Origin of the sequence: Aeromonas sp. Prich7-2 (genome assembly GCF_017939255.1) — a bacterium.
Lineage (GTDB): Bacteria > Pseudomonadota > Gammaproteobacteria > Enterobacterales > Aeromonadaceae > Aeromonas > Aeromonas caviae.
On the sequence record NZ_JAGKRI010000043.1, the window covers coordinates 1 to 16,881 of the forward strand.

Below are 16,881 nucleotides of genomic sequence, written 5' to 3' on the forward strand. Positions count from 1 at the left end.
ATAACCTGGCCAGAAGGAGGCAATATCAATATGATGCACGGCGACAGCAGGGTGATGGTGGTGGTGTGTTTGGAGACAGCCAGTTTACCAGCACCCTGTCTGTCAACTTCCACTTCCCCAAGATCCCGCGAAGAACCTTTTTTATGCTCGTTTCCCGCAGCGCTCAGCCGCCTGACTGATGGTAACCCCTAGCAAAGGGAGCCCGACATGTGCCATCACGCAAAGAGGGTCTGCCATGCAGACCCTCTCCTTCTTTTTGATCCATCCCCCGCCCGTGCAGGCTAGACCGGTGACTTCAGCCTTCGGCTGCGCAGCAGCAGGGGGAGCTGGTAGAGCACCAGGGCGCCCAGCACCAGGCCGGCGCCGGCCAGCTTGGCGGGGCCCAGCGGCTCGTCATAGAAGAAGGTGCTTAAGATCAGGGTCCAGACCGGTTCCAGCAGCATCAGCAGGGCGGCGTGGGCCGTGGTCATCCGGCTCAGGGCGTGGGTGAGCAGCCAGTAGCGCAATGTGGTGGCGATCAGGACGCTGGCCGCAAACCAGCCCCAGATGCCAGTGCCGATGCTGGCGGGCCACTGCTCGGTCAGCAGGGAGAGCAGGGTGCCGAGCAGTCCGGTCACCGCCAACTGGATGCAGGTGAGCCAGGTAGGAGGGATGGACTGGGCGAAGTGGCGGTGCACCGCGAGCTGGACTCCCAGGGTGGCGGCCGCCGCCAGAAACCAGAACAGGGAGAGCGACACGCCCCAGTGGGTGCTGCTGGAGAGCAGCAGCAGGCCAGCCACGGCGACGGGCAGGGTGAGCCAGTAGTGGCGGCCGGGTCTGGCCTTGAAGGCGGCCCAGGCGGCGAGCGGCGCCATCAGGGTGGCCACGCTCATGATGAAGGCGCCACTGCCGAGCGCATCGCTCTGGCTGATGGCGGTAACCCAGAACAGCAGGCTGGCCCCGAGCAAGGTGCCGCACCCGGCGGCGCGCAGCAGTTGTGAGCCACTGGGGGGCGGCTCGCGCAACCAGGCGAGCGGCAACAGCAGCAGGGCGGCCAGCAGGAAGCGGCTGCCGATAAAGGCGGCGGTGGGCAGTTCGCGAATCGCCTCTTTCGAGAAGAGCCAGCCAGCGGCGGCCAGCAGGGTGACCAGTATCATCAACAGCAGGGGAGCGCGGTTCATCGGGGCATCACAGGGTCAGGGGCAAAGGGCAGAGCATAAAGGAAAGAGGCGCGGATTGTCTCCCGGGGTTTGACAGACATGCTGGCGGGGCGGCTACCACGCCGCCCCGCCTCAGTCGTCACCTTCCAGGCTGGCGAGGCAGTGGGAGAGGGTGCGCGCCAGCGCCCCCTGGTTGCGCAGCACCACGGCACGGGCCTGCTCCCCCATCTCGCGGCGGGCGCCCGCATCGGCGAGCAAGGCGTTCACCTTGTCACCGAGCGCCTCGGCATCCGCCACCACGGCGGCGCCCCCCTGGGCCACCAGCTGGCGGGTGATGTCGCTGAAGTTGAAATAAACGGGGCCGGTTAGGCAGGGTTTGCCCAGCGCCGCCGGTTCCAGCAGGTTGTGACCGCCCACGGGCACCAGGCTGCCACCGACAAAGGCGAGATCCGCCGCCGCCAGCATCAGTGGCAGCTCGCCCATGGTGTCACCCAGGTAAACCTTGTCGCTCTCGCCGACCGCACTGCCCGCCGTACGCCGCACGCAACCGTAGGGGGCGCACAGCTCGGCCACCCGATCGAAACGCTCGGGATGGCGCGGCACCAGGATCAGCAGGGCGGAGGGGTGGGCCTTGAGCACCCGATCAAAGGCAGCCAGCACCAGCTCGTCTTCCCCCTGGTGGGTACTGGCGGCGATCCAGACAGGTCGTGCCTCCCCCAGTTGCTGGCGCAGGGCACGGCCCCTGGCCTGCACCTCGTCGCCAAACTGGATGTCGAACTTGATGGAGCCGGTCACCGCCAGCCGGTTGCGCCCTATCCCCAGCCGATGGAAGCGATCCGCATCGTCCTGATGCTGGCACAGCAGGTGGGTCAGCGGGCGGCTCAGGGCATCGAATGCGCCCTGGAAGCGACCATAGCGCTGACAGGATCGCTCCGAGAGGCGGGCATTGAGGATGGTCACCGGCAGGTGGCGTGCCTCGCAGGCCGCCAGCCAGTTCGGCCACAGCTCTGTCTCCATCACCCAGAGGGCGCGGGGCTTGACGGTGCTCAGAAACGCCGAGACGGCCCAGGGGTAGTCGAGAGGCGCATAGCGATGCACCACCAGATCCCCAAGCTTGGCTGCCTGTTCGGCGCCGGTGCGGGTGGTGGTGGTGAGCAGGATGGGCAGCTCGGGGCGCTCGGCCTTGAGGGCGCGGATGAAGGGGGTGATGGCCAGGGTCTCCCCCACGCTCACCGCATGGATCCAGAGGGGAGCCTCCTGTCCGGTCGGCGGCAATCGTCCCAGATGCTCGGCCCAGCGCGCCCCGAAGCCGGGCTTGCCTTTTTTGGGCTTGTAGAGCGCCAGCAGCGCCAGGGGCAACCCCAGGTGGATCAGCAGGTTGTAGAGCAACCGGTAGATCATGCTAGCTATTACCTGGTTCAGCAGCAGAGGATTCCACCGGATGCCGCACTATGGTCAGATCTGCCGTTTCACCACGCTCCAGCCGATTTCCCGCCTCGATGACCTGTTCCGGCATCAGCTCGATCAGGCACTTGAGGTGGCCGAACTTGCAGGTGCGCTTGAAGCAGGGGCGGCACTCGATGTCGGTGTGGACGATCTCGACCCTGTCCGCCAGCGGTGGGGTATAGAGGGGCGAGGTGGAGCCGTAGACGCCGATCAGCGGCCGGTTGAGGGCGGCCGCCACGTGCATCAGGCCCGAGTCGTTGGCAATGACCCGACCGGCCAGCGCCACCAGGTCGATCGCCTCGTGCAGGCTGGTCTTGCCCGCCAGCACGTGGCAGTTGGGGCGCGACAGGGGGTTGATCCGATCGCGGATGGTGTTGGCCACGTCCACGTCCTTGCCCGAACCGAAGATCCACACCTGCCATCCCTCGTCGAGGTGCTTTTGCGCCACCACGGCGTAGTGCCCCTCCGGCCAGCGTTTGGCCGGGCCGAACTCGGCCCCCGGACAGAGCACCAGCACAGGGCGGGCACGATTCAGGCCGAGCCGCTCCAGCGCCTTGCCCTGGTTGATGAGATCCACGTGCAGGGAGGGATGGGGAATAGCGGGAATGTCGTCCCGACTCTTCATCTGCCCCTTGGGGTAGGCCAGAGCCACATAGCCTTCCACCATCAGCGGGAAGGCCTGCTTGTTGCTGCGCATATCGTTGAGCAGACCGAAGCGGTGCTCCCCCTTCCAGCCGGTGCGCACCGGGATCCTGGCAAACCAGGGGATGAGGGCCGACTTCATGGAGTTGGGCTGGATGATGGCCTGATCGTACTGCTCCGTGGCCAACTGCTTGCCAAGGCGACGGCGTGCCCCCAGCTTGAAGTCACCGTGGCCAAGCGGCATGGGGATGGCCTTGTCCACCTCGGGCATCCGCTCCAGCAGCGCAACGCACCAGGTCGGCGCCATCACATGGAGCTCGCTGCCCGGGTGGTTGCTCTTGAGCGCCTTGTAGAGGCTCTGGGACATCACCATGTCGCCGACCCAGGAGGGGCCGATCACCAATATCTTCATCGCGCGTCTTCTCTCGGGACTGGCCCGGCTGTTGATCGTTACTGGGCGAGATTATGCCCCAAGAAAGGCCGAAGAAATAACAGAAGATACCCGTCTGCCCCCGCAAAACGCCTCCCTGGCAGGATCTGCTCCCCCGCGCATCCCTCCTGAGGCCCTCTTCCACCCGGACACGGCGTGCCCTGGGCCACAGACTGCCGGGTAGCAGAGATCCCCCTTCCCCCGCATTCAAAAGCGGGTCCACCGGGCCCTCGGGTCATGCCCCGCGCGGGGTTTTAGGCTAGAATGGGCGCCAATCCGAGCATGACCCGCCCGCCGGGCACCAACAAGAGTCCCTTGCCTGTGAAAAAACCGACCCTGGCGGCCGTCCTGATCGTCAAGAACGAAGCCGACAACCTCCGTGCCTGCCTCGCCTCCCTCGAAGGCCTGGCGGATGAAATCGTCATTCTCGACTCCGGCAGTCAGGATGACACCCCGGCCATCGCCGCCGAATTTGGCGCCCGCTTCTTCGTCAACACCACCTGGCCCGGTTTCGGCCGTCAGCGCCGCCTCGCCCAGTCCCATGTCCAGTCGGAGTGGGTGCTGTGGCTGGACGCGGACGAGCGGCTCACCCCGGAACTCAGGGAAGCCATCCAGGGGGTCATGGCCAACCCGGCCAGCGACACCATCTACTCCATCCCGCGCCTCTCCTGGGTGTTCGGCCGCTTCATCCGCCACAGCGGCTGGTACCCGGATCGGGTGCTGCGCCTCTACCCCAAGGCGCTGACCGGCTACAACGAGGCGCTGGTACACGAGAAGGTGGAGGTGCGCGCCAACATGAAGATCGTCAACCTGCAGGGCGACCTCCTCCACTACACCTACCGGGATCTGGAACACTACCTGGTCAAATCCGCCGGCTATGCCCGCGCATGGGCCGATCAGCGCACCGCCCGCGGCAAGAAGGGATCCCTCGGCCAGGGGCTGGTCCACGCCGTCGGCTGCTTCCTCAAGATGTACCTGCTCAAGGCCGGTTTCCTCGACGGCAAGCAGGGCCTGCTGCTGGCCATTCTCTCCGCCCACTCCACCTTCGTCAAATACGCCGATCTCTGGGTTCGCCAGCAGCTCCAGCAGCCGAAATAGGGCATCGCGCCTCAAACATCCCATTAATCACTCACCCCTTGTTCCAGCGGGACAAGGGGCAAACCCTATTGCCATGGAGCGGGCGCAGCCCTCGCGGGGCCGCTCACGGCGCAAACCCGGGCGCCACGGACGAAAACTGGCCGCTATAAGCCGAATGCATGGATATTGGCAACATGACCCGACTCCGGCTTATACCGACAGGTTTCCCCTGCCCGGGGCCCGGGCCGGCCCGTCAAGGGGGCTGTCGGGGACCACGTCCGGTAGGCTGGCCTGCCAGTAAGGCGCATCCCCATACAATACAGGGCCCTGCGGGGCCCTGTCTGTATGTTCTGTGTGCGCTCTCAGCGCTCGGCGCGCCAGAAGGGCTGCGCCCAGCGGGCGATCTCTGCCGCCATCGCCTTGGGATCGAGCTGGCTCATGTCCTCCGGGTGGTCGCTGTCTTCCGGCGGGCTGAAGGGCAGATGGCGCCCCTCGCCGTTGAGCGGCCGCCAGCGCAGCGGCGTCGCCGAACGGTGTGCCGGGAAGAAGCCGACGGTCGGCACGTCCATGGCCGCAGCGATGTGCAGGGGCCCCGTGCTGCCCGCCACGAACAGGGCGGCGTTGGCCATCACCTGGCAGAACTTCGGCAGCCCCTCGTCGGAGCGATAGATCCAGCCGTTGCCCCCATGGGCCAGCAGTTCGGCCGCCAACTGCTCCGCCTTCCCCTCCTCCCCCGGCCCTGCCGTCAACACGCACTGCAACTCGGGACAGGCCTGGTTGAGCTTGATGATGAGGCGCGAGTACTGCTCGATGGAGAGGTTGTTGGCCGAGCCGCCGCTGCCCGCATGCACCATCAGCCAGGGGCGGCTGGCGTCGAGCCTGAGACGGGCGGCGACCTGCTCGCGCACCTGCAGCAGGCTCTCGGGGTCGAAGCCGAGGTAGGGTCCTTGTGGCTCTACCACAGCCTGATGCTGATCGGCGAGGAAGCGGCGCACCAGATCCAGGTTGTATTCGTACTCCGGCTTCTGGGAGCGGGAGCGGCGCTGCACCAGGCGCTGGTTGTAGAGCACCTGGGCCAGCTTGGTGGCCGGGGCCAGCCGGTAGGGAATGTGCGCCTTCCACACCAGCTTGGCATTGCGGGTGTTGGAGAAGAGGCAGATGGAGGCATCGAAGGCGGCCGCCTTGATGCGCGCCAGCAGGGCGCGTTGCTGCTCCTTGTCGGCCCGGGCACCAGGATCCAGGATGATCTCGTCGATCCATGGGCAGAGGCGGGCCAGGGGCGCCGTGTAGGCGGGAACCAGGGCAGTCACATGACACTCCATGGAGCGCTTGAGCATGGCAAAGCTCGGCCACGCCAGCATGAAGTCACCAATCTTGTCATTGCGGACTACCAGAATACGTTTCATAAAAAATCCCTATGCTCCCTGTCACCAGCGAAGGAGGCTTGATGCGCGATGCGGGTATTCTTGCCTGATGCAGGGCGATTCTCAAGCGAAGACGCCACGGGGCTCCGATTTGTGCGACCCCGGCCGCCGATCAGCGCCAGAAATCCGCGCCATCCCGGTCGCGACAAACCGGCAACAGCCCCTATAATGCGACCAGTTTTCCGGTTTCAGGAATCAGCAGCATGACCAACAAGGTAATCTATCCCGGCACCTTCGACCCCATCACCAACGGCCATACCGATCTCATTGGCCGCGCCGCCAGACTGTTCGACGAGGTGGTGGTCGGGGTGGCCAACAGCCCGAGCAAACGGCCGCTGTTCGATCTCGAGGAGCGCGTTCAGCTGGCTCGGCAGGTGACGGCTCACCTGCCCAACGTCAAGGTGGTGGGCTTCTCAGGCCTGCTGGTGGATTTTGCCAGGGAGCAGCAGGCCAACGTGCTGATCCGCGGCCTGCGCGCTGTCTCCGACTTCGAATACGAGTTCCAGCTCGCCAACATGAACCGTCGCCTGATGCCCACCCTGGAGAGCGTCTTCCTCACCCCGGCGGAGGAGAACTCCTTCATCTCCTCCACCCTGGTGAAGGAGGTGGCGCTGCACGGAGGTGACATCCACCAGTTCGTCGACCCCCTGGTGGCTCAGGCCATCGCCGCCAGGCAGCAGCGCTAATCCCCTCCCCTGATGGGCAGAAACGAACAAGGGCTACCCGCGGGTAGCCCTTGTTGCATCAACGCACTGCACGCCTAGCTGCGGGCAAACTGCTGGCGGATCGCCAGCTCCAGCTGATCGAGCCACTCGTAACGGCGCCGGTACATGGCCCGCTTCTTGGAGGCGATCTCCTCCAGCGGCTTGCGCACCACGGGTTGCAGCCGCACGAAGTTGGCGTCCTGATCGAGGGCGCCAAACTCCTGCCACAGCTCGTCGTAGTCCGCCTGCAGGCAGGCTTTCTTCTTCTTGCTGTACCGTCTTGCCTGGAAGATGTGGGCCTTCATGCGCACCGCACAGACCCGGTGGGCCCCCATGGCCCCGGCCAGCGCCATCACCAGCATCACCACCAGCGACTTGGGCCTCAGACCCTGACCCGCCCGGGTCAATGCCCGCACCTGCTCCTGGGGCTGCTCGACACAGGGCTCTGGCCCCTGCACCGACCCGATCACCAGGGCCAGCTCCTGTTCGTTGCCCGCCAGGGAGAAGGCACAGCTGTAGAGTCGCTCCCCCCGCGCGTTGACGATGGAGAGCGCCAGCTCCGCCTCCCTGCGGAAGGTGCCGTCGTGACGCAGCACGATGCGCCAGCCGCCATCGGGATAATGGCCCAGCACTATCCCCTCCCCCAGATAGAGCGGGTCGATGAGCTCGGGGTACAGGCCCAGCAGCAGGCGGTAGTGATCCTCCACCATCTTGACCCGCTGGTTCACCGTCGAGCAGGCGAAGCGATAGGGGCGCATCGGCTTGTCGAGCAGCTCGGGGTGGCGGGCGGGAAGCGCCCGCAGGGGGGCGCTCTGGAACAGCTCGAATACCCGGTTCAACTGCGCACGGTAGAGCAGACTGCGCAGCCTGAACTGGCGAGATAGTAGTCATGGGCTGACGCCGCTTCAACAGACCGGAAATACTCTCTTACAACTTGGCCGGTTCCGGCTCAAAAATCCCACTTTCAGCGTTGGCAGTGGGAGCAGAACACCGTGGTTCGCTGGCCCATCTTCACCTCGGTGAGCAGGGTGTGGCAGTGGAAACAGGGCTGGCCGCCACGGCCGTAAACCTGCAGCTGCTGGACGAAATAGCCCGGCTTGCCGTCGGCGCTGGTGAAATCCTTGAGGGTGGTGCCCCCCTGGCGAATGGCTTCGGCCAACACCCGCTTGATCTCGCTCACCAGGGTGCCCAGCCGCTCGGCGCTGATGTTGCCTGCCGCCCGCCTGGGATGAATGCCGGCGGCATAGAGCGCCTCGTTGGCGTAGATGTTGCCCACCCCGACCACCACGTGGTTGTCCATCAGGAACTGCTTGATGGCGGTGCTGCGCCCCTTCGCCCGCTCCCGCAGGTAATCGGCATGGAAGGCATCGGTGAGGGGTTCCGGCCCCAGCTTGGCGAGCAGGGCATGGGCCTCGGTCGGTTCGCGGGTCCACAGCAGGGCGCCAAAACGGCGCGGATCGTTGAGCCGCAGCAGCTTGCCGTTGGCCAGCTCGATATCCACATGATCGTGCTTCTCGGCCGGGGTGCCGATGTCCAGCACCCGCAGGCTGCCGGACATCCCGAGATGCAGGATGGCGGTGCCAAAGTCGGTCTCCAGCAACAGGTATTTGGCGCGGCGGCTGACGCGGTGGATGGTGAGATCCACCAGCTCCTGGATCTCGCCGGGCACGGGCCAGCGCAGGCGGCCGTCCCGCACCACCACGCGGGTCACCTTGATGCCGGTAAGCCAGGGGGAGATGCCCTGGCGGCTGACTTCGACTTCCGGTAATTCAGGCATGGGCGATCTCTCGTTCAGGGAATGGGACGCATCAGGTCACGGTATTGCGCCTGACTCAGGCTGAGCCAGGTCGAGGAGGGCAGCAGGGCGGCAAACTTGCCGTCGTCCTGATAGAGCCCGACTTCCACCGGATCGCTCTGTCCGGCGATCCAGATCTTGAGGGTCACCGGGGTGCCGCGCACGGGCTCGCCGGGGGGCAGCAGCCAGCCTTGCCACGCCTCGATGCGGGCCGCCAGCTGGGTGCTGCCAAGCCCCAGATCCGGCGCGCTGCGCCAGCCCTGGCCGATACGCTCTATCTGCCAGCTCGGTCCCTGCCAGGTCAGCACCACGGCACTCTCCGGCAACAGCGGACGCGCGCGTTTGGCACTGTTCTCCTGCTGGGCCTGCTCCAGCCGGTGCAACAGGGTAATGACGATCAACACGACCACGATGATCACGTTGTTCCAGCCTTTGCGGCTCAGTTTGAACATGGCTAGCCTCCCTTCGAATCGGCAGTGTACTGAATTCCAGCCATAAAAAAACCCGGCACGAGGCCGGGTTTTTGCAGCGAAACCAAGTAATTACTTGATTTTGCCTTCTTTGTAGATCACATGCTGACGAATCACGGGATCAAATTTCTTGATCTCCATTTTTTCGGGCATGGTGCGCTTGTTCTTGGTAGTGGTATAGAAGTGACCAGTACCGGCGCTGGAGTTCAGGCGAATCTTATCGCGAATACCTTTAGCCATGATCTAATTCCTTATACCTTAACGCCGCTGGCACGCAGTTCAGCCAGAACCACTTCAACGCCGCGCTTGTCGATGATACGCATGCCTTTTGCGGATACGCGCAGGCTCACGAAGCGTTTTTCACTCTCAACCCAGAAACGGTGAGTGTGCAGGTTCGGCAGGAAACGACGCTTGGTAGCGTTGTTAGCGTGCGAACGGTTGTTACCAACTGCCGGGCGCTTGCCGGTTACTTGGCATACTCTAGACATGTCAGTCTCTCCAAATCTTACTTCATTGCTCGAGCAAATATCTGCCCCGCTGGCCTTCGATTGCGGGGCAAACAGAAGGCGGCATTTTATACAGCATCCGTGATCAAAGATCAACTAATACAGTGCCAGAGCCCAGTCACAACCAACCACGCTCTGCGAAAGAAACCGTGATGCCATCACCGATCACCAGGTGATCAAGCACTCTGATATCGACCAGGGCCAGGGCGGCCAGGATCCGATCCGTGATCTGGCGGTCCGCCCGACTGGGCTCGGCCACGCCGGACGGGTGATTATGCGCCAGAATCACGGCGGCTGCATTATGTTTGAGCGCGATCTGCACGATTTCTCTGGGCCAGACGCTCGCCGAGTCGAGGGTGCCGTAAAAAAGTTCGACAAACCGGATGACCCTGTGCTGGTTGTCGAGCAGCAGCAGGGCGAACACCTCCCGCCCCCGATCCCGCAACTGGGCTTGCAGAAAGTCACGGGTAAGCCCGGGCGAGGTGAGCGCCTCTCCCCGTTGCAACTGTTCGGCCAGATGGCGCCGCCCCATCTCCAGCACCGCCTGCAACTGGGCATACTTGGCAGGTCCCAGCCCGTGAGCGCCACAAAAATCCTGCTGCTCGGCTCCCAGCAGTGCCCGCAGGGAACCAAACTGCTGCAACAACTGGCGGGAGAGGTCCACCGCACTCAACCCGCTGACCCCGGTGCGCAGGAAGATGGCCAGCAGTTCGGCATCGGAGAGCGTCGCCGCCCCTCGGCGCAGCAGCTTTTCCCTCGGGCGCTCCTCTTCCGGCCACTCCTTGATGCTCATTTGTCTCTCCCTCATGGCTATTGAGAGAAAACATAGCAAAGAATCCCGCGAGCCCGACCACAACTCCCCCATGTCAGCCTCTGTCGCCACCCATTGCCTGTGCTATCTTAGCCGACCAGTCAGAGTGAGCCGGAAGAGAAGCAGCAGATGAGATTGGCCGATAAACGCATCCTGTTGGGTGTCAGTGGCGGGATCGCCGCCTACAAGAGTGCCGAACTGGTACGTCGCCTGAAAGATCAGGGGGCCGAGGTGCGAGTGGTGATGACCCGCTCCGCCAAGGAGTTCATCACCCCGCTGACCCTGCAAGCCGTCTCAGGCCACCCGGTGGCCGACAGTCTGCTGGACCCGGCTGCCGAGGCGGGCATGGGCCACATCGAACTGGCCAAGTGGGCCGATCTGGTGCTGATCGCCCCCGCCAGCGCCAACCTGATGGCCCGCATGGCCGCCGGCATGGCGGACGAGCTGCTCACCACCCTCTGCCTTGCCACCCCGGCGACTATCGCCCTGGCGCCAGCCATGAACCAGCAGATGTACCGCAACGCCGCCACCCAGGCCAACCTTCAGACCCTCGCCGAGCGCGGCATTCAGCTGTGGGGGCCGGATTCCGGCAGCCAGGCCTGCGGCGATGTGGGCCCGGGCCGGATGCTGGATCCCCTGGAACTGGTGGAACGCTGCTGCCAGCAGCTCGCCGCCGAACCGCTCCTGGCAGGCGTCAGGCTGCTGCTCACAGCCGGGCCGACCCGCGAGGCGCTGGATCCGGTGCGCTATATCAGCAACCACAGCTCCGGCAAGATGGGCTACGCCATCGCCCACGCCGCGCGCGAAGCGGGCGCGGAGGTGACCCTGGTGAGCGGCCCGGTGGCACTGGCCACCCCGGCCGGCGTTACCCGCATCGATGTGGAGAGTGCCCTGCAGATGCACGAAGCAGTGATGAGCCGGGTCGGTGAGTGCGACCTCTTTATCGGCTGCGCTGCCGTCGCCGACTACCGTCCCGCCCAGGTGGCCGAGCAAAAGATCAAGAAGACCGGCGACAACGACCAAATGCAGCTGACCCTGGTCAAAAACCCCGACATCATCGCCGATGTGGGGGCGTTGTCAGACAAACCCTTCACCGTCGGATTTGCCGCCGAAACCGTGGATGTGGAACAATACGCCCTCGACAAACTTCGACGTAAGCGGCTGGACATGATCGCAGCCAACGATGTGTCCCGTGCAGGCCAGGGTTTCAATGCCGATGACAACGCCCTGACCGTCTTCTGGCAAGGGGGTCAAGCCGCCCTGCCCCTGGCCGATAAGCTGACGCTCGCCCGTCATCTTGTCGCCCTGATTGCACGCCATTATCGACCCTGAGCCCATTGAACATGCCGGGAGCCCCAGGCTCCTGCAGTACCACCCGATCGCCAGGCGATCCAATTGAAAAAGATTCATGACGACACAAATTGAACTGAAAATCCTGGATGCCCGCATCGGCACCGACTTCCCGCTGCCCGCTTACGCCACACCGGGCTCCGCTGGCATGGACTTGCGCGCCCTGCTGGATGCCCCGCTGACCCTGGCCCCGGGCGACACCACGCTGGTGCCGACCGGGCTGGCCATTCACATCCAGGATCCGGGTCTGTGCGCCACCATCCTGCCCCGCTCCGGCCTCGGCCATAAGCACGGCATCGTGCTGGGCAACCTGGTCGGCCTCATCGACTCCGACTACCAGGGTCAGTTGATGGTCTCGGTCTGGAACCGTGGCAACGACAGCTTCACCATGCAGCCTGGCGAGCGCATCGCCCAGCTGGTGATCCTGCCGGTGGTACAGGCCAGCTTCCAGTTGGTCGACGAATTCAATCAGAGTGAACGGGGTGAAGGCGGGTTTGGTTCTTCTGGTCGCCAATAACAAGACCACACGGCCCCTGGGGCACGTGCCAAATAATAGAATCAAGCCATTGTTTTTTTAGGGGAATCCATGGCAAGCAGTAACCAGAAACAGAGTCGGCGCGATCAGATCCTGCAGGCACTCGCCCACATGCTGGAAACCAGCCCGGGCCAGCGCATCACCACGGCACGCCTCGCGGCCGAGGTCGGTGTGTCCGAGGCGGCCCTCTACCGGCATTTTCCCAGCAAGGCGAGGATGTTCGAGGGGCTGATCGACTTTATCGAGGATTCCCTGCTGTCACGGGTCAACCTGATCATGGCCGAAGAGAAGGACACCATGGCCCGCTGCCATCACATACTGCAGCTGCTGCTGGTGTTCGCCGAGCGCAACCCCGGCATCACCCGCATTCTCAATGGCGATGCCCTGCTGGGCGAACACGATCGGCTGCGGGATCGCATCAGCATTCTGTTCGACAAGCTGGAGACCCAGATCAAGCAGGTACTGCGCGAGAAACGGCTGCGGGAAGGCCAGGGCTTCCAGCTCGACGAGACCATGCTGGCCAACCTGCTGCTGGCCTATACTGAGGGCCGCATCAGCCAGTTCGTCCGCTCGGAGTTCAAAATCAAGCCCACCGCCGGGTTTGAAGATCAGTGGCAGTTTATCCGCAGCCAGCTGCTGCAAAGCTGAGCCAGCAGACCGCATCAACCAATGCACGTCCGCTCCGAGTGCACAATCAAGCCCACTGCCGGCTTTGAAGATCAGTGGCAGTTCATCCGCAGCCAGCTGCTGCAAAGCTGAGCCAGCAGACCGCATCAACCAATGCACGTCCGCTCCGAGTTCACAATCAAGCCCACTGCCGGCTTTGAAGATCAGTGGCAGTTTATCCGCAGCCAGCTGCTGCAAAGCTGAGCCAGCAGACCGCATCAACCAATGCACGTCCGCTCGGAGTTCAACATCAAGCCCACTGCCGGGTTTGAAGATCAGTGGCAGTTTATCCGCAGCCAGCTGCTGCAAAGCTGAGTGCGCACATGCCCAGCGTCCCTGCGCCAGCAGGGTTGTGACAAAGCGGGAGGCCTTGGCCTCCCTTGCTTTTTGTGGCACAAAAGAAGAGACAAGCACCAGATGCGACCCAGCTTGTCGCGCTCAAGTGTTAGATTCATCTGCCATAAATCTTCACACCAACAGGACATCCTATGGAACCCGAGATCATTACCGAAGCACAGACCTGGCTGACCAACAACCAGGGACTGATCATCGAGTATGCGGTCAACATCGCCGCCGCCCTGATCACCCTGCTGGTCGGTTACATTGCCGCCAACCTTCTCAGCGGTGGCGTGGTCAAGGTGATGCAGACCCGCAAGCTGGACACCACCGTCACCCACTTCGTCGGCAGCATCCTCAAATACACCATTCTGGTGTTCGTGGTGATCGCCGCTCTGGGCCGGGTCGGGGTGCAGACCGCCTCCTTCGTGGCCATCATCGGTGCCGCCGGTCTGGCCATCGGTCTGGCGCTGCAGGGCTCTCTCTCCAACTTTGCCGCCGGTTTCCTGCTCATCATCTTCCGCCCCATCAAGGCAGGGGAATTCATCGAGGTGGCAGGCACCAATGGCGTTGTGCAATCGGTGCAGCTCTTCACCACCACCCTCACCTCGGGTGACAACAAGATGGTGGTAGTGCCGAACTCCGCCATCCTCAACGGCACCATCGTCAACTACTCGCGCATGGATACCCGCCGCGTCGACATGACCTTCGGCATCGGCTACGGCTCCGACCTGCGCAAGGCCAAACAGATCCTGGAGCGGCTGGTGAGCGAAGAGCCCCGCATCCTGAAGGAGCAGGCCGCCACCATTGCCGTTGCCGCGCTGGCCGACTCCTCGGTCAATATCGTGGTGCGTCCCTGGGTCAAGACCGGTGATTACTGGGGTGTCTGGTTCGACTTCCACGAGAAGGTGAAGCTCACCTTCGACGCCGAGGGCATCGAGATTCCCTTCCCCCAGCGTGTGGTCCACATGCAAAAGACTGCGGATTGATCCTCGGTGTGCGTTCTCCAGTGCCAGCCTTCGGGCTGGCACTGTCGTTTCTGCCTTCTGTGACATGAAAAAACCGGCCACAGGCCGGTCTTGCGCACCAGGTCGCACCGCGTTCTCACCCCAGCCGGCGTGCAACCCGGTTGAGCAGGGGCTGCATCAGCACATAACCCCCCAGCACGGCTCCGATCACCGCCAGTACGCGGATCTCCAGCGTCGGCGCCGCATTGGCCAGCGTCAGGGTCAGCAAACCGATGAGGCCGGTGGCGATCAGGCTCAGGGCAAACAGGGATAACAGGGCTTTCATCTCGATCTCCTCATTCCACACCATTGATTCCATACCTTGGCCATCCCTGGGAGATCTCGTCCATTCGGCTCATATGATAGCCAGCGTCTGTTGCCCACCATTTGCGCCTGCTCAAAAAACCGTCCGATGAGCGTCTGTTGAATACCCTTTGATCTGTCACGCCAGCTTTCCAGAGCCACGGCCGCGCTCCCCTTGAAATGAAAGCCTTTTCAACCCGAGCAAGCATGCGCGAACGCAAGATCCCGGGGTACTGAGTGACTCATAATCGCACTGTTTTGGTTGTACACTCCCTCGTTGCAGACAATTGGTAATGCTCTGTTACACGGGGCGCACGGAGTGCCCGGTATAATGCTCGCATAATAAGGTTTGGCGGGAGCCTTGCCTGCAAGGTTCAAACACAACTTGGAAGACTGATAATCCTATGAAAAATATCAATCCAACCCGGACCCAGGCCTGGCAGGCACTGGAAGCCCATTTTGCAGCCAACAAGGAGATGCGTCTCAAGGATCTGTTCGCACAGGATCCCAAGCGTTTTGACAAGTTCTCCCTCACCTTCGGTGGCGACATCCTGGTCGACTACTCCAAGAACCTGATCACCGAAGAGACCCTCAAGCTGCTGGTGAACCTGGCTGGCGAGACCGATCTGCGCAGCGCCATCGACGCCATGTTCAACGGCGACAAGATCAACATGACCGAAGGACGCGCCGTACTGCACACCGCCCTGCGCAACCGCTCCGACCGTCCCATCGAGGTTGACGGCAAGGACGTGATGCCGGAAGTGAACGCCGTACTGGCCAAGATGAAGGGCTTCTGCGAGAAAGTCATCGGTGGCGAGTGGAAGGGCTATACCGGCAAGGCCATCCAGCACGTGGTCAACATCGGCATTGGTGGCTCCGATCTGGGCCCCGTCATGATCACCGAGGCCCTGCGCCCCTACAAGAATCACCTGGAGATGCACTTCGTCTCCAACGTCGACGGCACTCACATCGCCGAGACGCTCAAGAAGATCGATCCGGAAACCACCCTGTTCCTGGTGGCCTCAAAGACCTTCACCACCCAGGAGACCATGACCAACGCCCTGACCGCCCGTGACTGGTTCCTCGGTCACGCCGGTGACAAGGCTCACGTGGCCAAGCACTTCGCCGCCCTGTCTACCAACGGCAAGGCCGTGGCCGAGTTCGGCATCGACACCGACAACATGTTCGAGTTCTGGGACTGGGTCGGCGGTCGTTACTCCTCCTGGTCCGCCATCGGCATGCCCATCGCCCTCTCCCTCGGCTTCGAGCACTTCGAGGCCCTGCTGCAAGGCGCCTTCGAGATGGACATGCACTTCGCCACTGCCGCCAATGAACAGAACGTGCCCGTACTGCTGGCCCTGATTGGCCTGTGGTACAACAACTTCCATGGTGCCGAGTCCGAAGCCATCCTGCCGTACGATCAGTACATGCATCGCTTCCCTGCCTACTTCCAGCAAGGCAACATGGAGTCCAACGGCAAGTACGTGGACCGCGACGGCAATCCGGTGGACTACCAGACCGGCCCCATCATCTGGGGTGAGCCGGGTACCAACGGCCAGCACGCCTTCTACCAGCTGATCCACCAGGGCACCAAGCTGATCCCCTGCGACTTCCTAGCGCCGGCCATCAGCCATAACCCCATCGGTGACCACCATCCGAAGCTCCTGGCCAACTTCTTCGCCCAGACCGAGGCCCTGGCCTTCGGCAAGAGCAAGGAAGCGGTGGAGGCCGAGTTCCTGGCCGCCGGCAAGACCCTGGAGCAGGTCAAGGATCTGGTGCCGTTCAAGGTGTTCGAAGGCAACCGCCCGACCAACTCCATCCTCTTCAAGCAGCTGACCCCGAAAACTCTCGGCTCCCTGATCGCCATGTACGAGCACAAGATCTTCGTACAGGGTGCAATCTGGAACATCTTCTCCTTCGACCAGTGGGGTGTGGAGCTGGGCAAACAGCTGGCCAACAAGATCCTGCCGGAGCTGGGCACCGATGAAGCCGTCACCAGCCACGACGGTTCCACCAACGGCCTGATCAACACCTGGAAAGCCTGGAAGGCCTGATTGCTCCCGCCCTCCAGAATGCAAAAGCCCCGCTCGATGAGCGCAATGCTGATCAGTTAAGGATCCATTGACCGATCCTTCTGCTGTAGGACAATCCGGAACCAATCACTGGTTCCGGATTTTTTTATGTCTATTGCAAACGATCTGAACGATGTTGTTGAGGCATCTGGCGACATGCTGGCTCGG

General features: G+C 63.0%; 18 protein-coding genes and 1 pseudogene. 8 read left to right on the top strand and 11 right to left on the bottom strand.

Features of this window, described 5'->3' with window-relative positions:
- Positions 1-281: 281 nt before the first annotated feature.
- From J9892_RS09095 to waaF, 3 genes are all read right to left on the bottom strand, one after another.
- Positions 282-1,160 carry a DMT family transporter gene (locus J9892_RS09095; protein WP_043153331.1) on the bottom strand — a complete coding sequence of 293 codons (879 nt, stop codon included), beginning with the start codon at positions 1,158-1,160 and terminating at the stop codon, positions 282-284.
- Positions 1,161-1,271: 111 nt separating this feature from the next.
- Positions 1,272-2,540 (bottom strand): lipid IV(A) 3-deoxy-D-manno-octulosonic acid transferase, encoded by a 1,269-nt coding sequence (waaA, locus tag J9892_RS09100; RefSeq protein WP_043153329.1) that lies wholly within the window; start codon positions 2,538-2,540, stop codon positions 1,272-1,274.
- Between the two features lies 1 nt (position 2,541).
- Positions 2,542-3,639 (bottom strand): lipopolysaccharide heptosyltransferase II, encoded by a 1,098-nt coding sequence (gene waaF, locus J9892_RS09105; protein ID WP_210538214.1) that lies wholly within the window; start codon positions 3,637-3,639, stop codon positions 2,542-2,544.
- A gap of 339 nt (positions 3,640-3,978) precedes the next feature.
- On the opposite strand from waaF, the gene J9892_RS09110 reads away from it, so the two are divergent.
- On the top strand, positions 3,979-4,755 hold the full coding sequence (locus J9892_RS09110; protein ID WP_113977698.1) for a glycosyltransferase family 2 protein: 777 nt from the start codon (positions 3,979-3,981) through the stop codon (positions 4,753-4,755).
- Positions 4,756-5,096: 341 nt separating this feature from the next.
- On the opposite strand, the gene J9892_RS09115 is transcribed toward J9892_RS09110, so the two are convergent.
- A complete protein-coding gene (locus tag J9892_RS09115) occupies positions 5,097-6,140 on the bottom strand; it encodes a glycosyltransferase family 9 protein (protein ID WP_109112307.1) in 1,044 nt (347 codons plus the stop codon).
- A 221-nt stretch (positions 6,141-6,361) separates the two neighbouring features.
- On the opposite strand from J9892_RS09115, the gene coaD reads away from it, so the two are divergent.
- Positions 6,362-6,844: a pantetheine-phosphate adenylyltransferase gene (coaD, locus tag J9892_RS09120; protein WP_010676110.1), complete on the top strand. Its 483-nt coding sequence runs from the start codon at positions 6,362-6,364 to the stop codon at positions 6,842-6,844.
- A gap of 74 nt (positions 6,845-6,918) precedes the next feature.
- Here the strand turns inward: coaD and J9892_RS09125 are convergent, their stop codons facing one another.
- The 6 genes from J9892_RS09125 to radC form a co-directional block, all read right to left on the bottom strand.
- A complete protein-coding gene (locus tag J9892_RS09125) occupies positions 6,919-7,728 on the bottom strand; it encodes a VirK/YbjX family protein (protein ID WP_201871907.1) in 810 nt (269 codons plus the stop codon).
- 98 nt (positions 7,729-7,826) lie between these two features.
- Positions 7,827-8,639: a bifunctional DNA-formamidopyrimidine glycosylase/DNA-(apurinic or apyrimidinic site) lyase gene (mutM, locus tag J9892_RS09130; protein WP_113977645.1), complete on the bottom strand. Its 813-nt coding sequence runs from the start codon at positions 8,637-8,639 to the stop codon at positions 7,827-7,829.
- A gap of 14 nt (positions 8,640-8,653) precedes the next feature.
- Positions 8,654-9,109, bottom strand: coding sequence for a hypothetical protein (locus J9892_RS09135; RefSeq protein ID WP_041212007.1), 456 nt, complete (start codon positions 9,107-9,109; stop codon positions 8,654-8,656).
- A 90-nt stretch (positions 9,110-9,199) separates the two neighbouring features.
- Positions 9,200-9,367 carry a 50S ribosomal protein L33 gene (rpmG, locus tag J9892_RS09140; RefSeq protein WP_005323752.1) on the bottom strand — a complete coding sequence of 56 codons (168 nt, stop codon included), beginning with the start codon at positions 9,365-9,367 and terminating at the stop codon, positions 9,200-9,202.
- 11 nt (positions 9,368-9,378) lie between these two features.
- Positions 9,379-9,615, bottom strand: coding sequence for a 50S ribosomal protein L28 (rpmB, locus tag J9892_RS09145; protein WP_005307492.1), 237 nt, complete (start codon positions 9,613-9,615; stop codon positions 9,379-9,381).
- 136 nt (positions 9,616-9,751) lie between these two features.
- On the bottom strand, positions 9,752-10,426 hold the full coding sequence (radC, locus tag J9892_RS09150) for a DNA repair protein RadC (RefSeq protein WP_039040991.1): 675 nt from the start codon (positions 10,424-10,426) through the stop codon (positions 9,752-9,754).
- 147 nt (positions 10,427-10,573) lie between these two features.
- On the opposite strand from radC, the gene coaBC reads away from it, so the two are divergent.
- From coaBC to J9892_RS09175, 5 genes and pseudogenes are all read left to right on the top strand, one after another.
- Positions 10,574-11,776 (top strand): bifunctional phosphopantothenoylcysteine decarboxylase/phosphopantothenate--cysteine ligase CoaBC, encoded by a 1,203-nt coding sequence (gene coaBC, locus J9892_RS09155; protein WP_210538215.1) that lies wholly within the window; start codon positions 10,574-10,576, stop codon positions 11,774-11,776.
- 76 nt (positions 11,777-11,852) lie between these two features.
- Entirely contained in the window at positions 11,853-12,311 is a 459-nt protein-coding gene (dut, locus tag J9892_RS09160) for a dUTP diphosphatase (RefSeq protein WP_010676116.1), read from the top strand.
- 69 nt (positions 12,312-12,380) lie between these two features.
- Positions 12,381-12,977, top strand: a complete 597-nt coding sequence (gene slmA / locus J9892_RS09165; protein WP_010676117.1) for a nucleoid occlusion factor SlmA — start codon at positions 12,381-12,383, stop codon at positions 12,975-12,977.
- A gap of 138 nt (positions 12,978-13,115) precedes the next feature.
- A pseudogene (locus J9892_RS09170) lies at positions 13,116-13,199 on the top strand (nucleoid occlusion factor SlmA); the annotation flags it as partial.
- 284 nt (positions 13,200-13,483) lie between these two features.
- The gene (locus J9892_RS09175) at positions 13,484-14,320 is read left to right on the top strand and encodes a mechanosensitive ion channel domain-containing protein (protein ID WP_042864726.1); all 837 of its coding nucleotides are present in this window, start codon (positions 13,484-13,486) and stop codon (positions 14,318-14,320) included.
- Positions 14,321-14,435: 115 nt separating this feature from the next.
- Here J9892_RS09175 and J9892_RS09180 read toward each other — a convergent pair whose 3' ends face one another.
- Positions 14,436-14,624, bottom strand: coding sequence for a hypothetical protein (locus tag J9892_RS09180; RefSeq protein ID WP_029314882.1), 189 nt, complete (start codon positions 14,622-14,624; stop codon positions 14,436-14,438).
- A gap of 421 nt (positions 14,625-15,045) precedes the next feature.
- On the opposite strand from J9892_RS09180, the gene pgi reads away from it, so the two are divergent.
- A complete protein-coding gene (gene pgi, locus J9892_RS09185) occupies positions 15,046-16,695 on the top strand; it encodes a glucose-6-phosphate isomerase (protein ID WP_049636091.1) in 1,650 nt (549 codons plus the stop codon).
- Positions 16,696-16,881 lie beyond the last annotated feature (186 nt).

What these genes read in the sequence shown, in the direction of transcription:
- J9892_RS09095 (WP_043153331.1), bottom strand. Translation starts at nt 1,160, where the DNA reads ATGAACCGCGCTCCCCTGCTGTTGATGATACTGGTCACCCTGCTGGCC.
- waaA (WP_043153329.1), bottom strand. Translation starts at nt 2,540, where the DNA reads ATGATCTACCGGTTGCTCTACAACCTGCTGATCCACCTGGGGTTGCCC.
- waaF (WP_210538214.1), bottom strand. Translation starts at nt 3,639, where the DNA reads ATGAAGATATTGGTGATCGGCCCCTCCTGGGTCGGCGACATGGTGATG.
- J9892_RS09115 (WP_109112307.1), bottom strand. Translation starts at nt 6,140, where the DNA reads ATGAAACGTATTCTGGTAGTCCGCAATGACAAGATTGGTGACTTCATG.
- coaD (WP_010676110.1), top strand. Translation starts at nt 6,362, where the DNA reads ATGACCAACAAGGTAATCTATCCCGGCACCTTCGACCCCATCACCAAC.
- mutM (WP_113977645.1), bottom strand. Translation starts at nt 8,639, where the DNA reads ATGCCTGAATTACCGGAAGTCGAAGTCAGCCGCCAGGGCATCTCCCCC.
- J9892_RS09135 (WP_041212007.1), bottom strand. Translation starts at nt 9,109, where the DNA reads ATGTTCAAACTGAGCCGCAAAGGCTGGAACAACGTGATCATCGTGGTC.
- rpmG (WP_005323752.1), bottom strand. Translation starts at nt 9,367, where the DNA reads ATGGCTAAAGGTATTCGCGATAAGATTCGCCTGAACTCCAGCGCCGGT.
- rpmB (WP_005307492.1), bottom strand. Translation starts at nt 9,615, where the DNA reads ATGTCTAGAGTATGCCAAGTAACCGGCAAGCGCCCGGCAGTTGGTAAC.
- radC (WP_039040991.1), bottom strand. Translation starts at nt 10,426, where the DNA reads ATGAGCATCAAGGAGTGGCCGGAAGAGGAGCGCCCGAGGGAAAAGCTG.
- coaBC (WP_210538215.1), top strand. Translation starts at nt 10,574, where the DNA reads ATGAGATTGGCCGATAAACGCATCCTGTTGGGTGTCAGTGGCGGGATC.
- dut (WP_010676116.1), top strand. Translation starts at nt 11,853, where the DNA reads ATGACGACACAAATTGAACTGAAAATCCTGGATGCCCGCATCGGCACC.
- slmA (WP_010676117.1), top strand. Translation starts at nt 12,381, where the DNA reads ATGGCAAGCAGTAACCAGAAACAGAGTCGGCGCGATCAGATCCTGCAG.
- J9892_RS09175 (WP_042864726.1), top strand. Translation starts at nt 13,484, where the DNA reads ATGGAACCCGAGATCATTACCGAAGCACAGACCTGGCTGACCAACAAC.
- J9892_RS09180 (WP_029314882.1), bottom strand. Translation starts at nt 14,624, where the DNA reads ATGAAAGCCCTGTTATCCCTGTTTGCCCTGAGCCTGATCGCCACCGGC.
- pgi (WP_049636091.1), top strand. Translation starts at nt 15,046, where the DNA reads ATGAAAAATATCAATCCAACCCGGACCCAGGCCTGGCAGGCACTGGAA.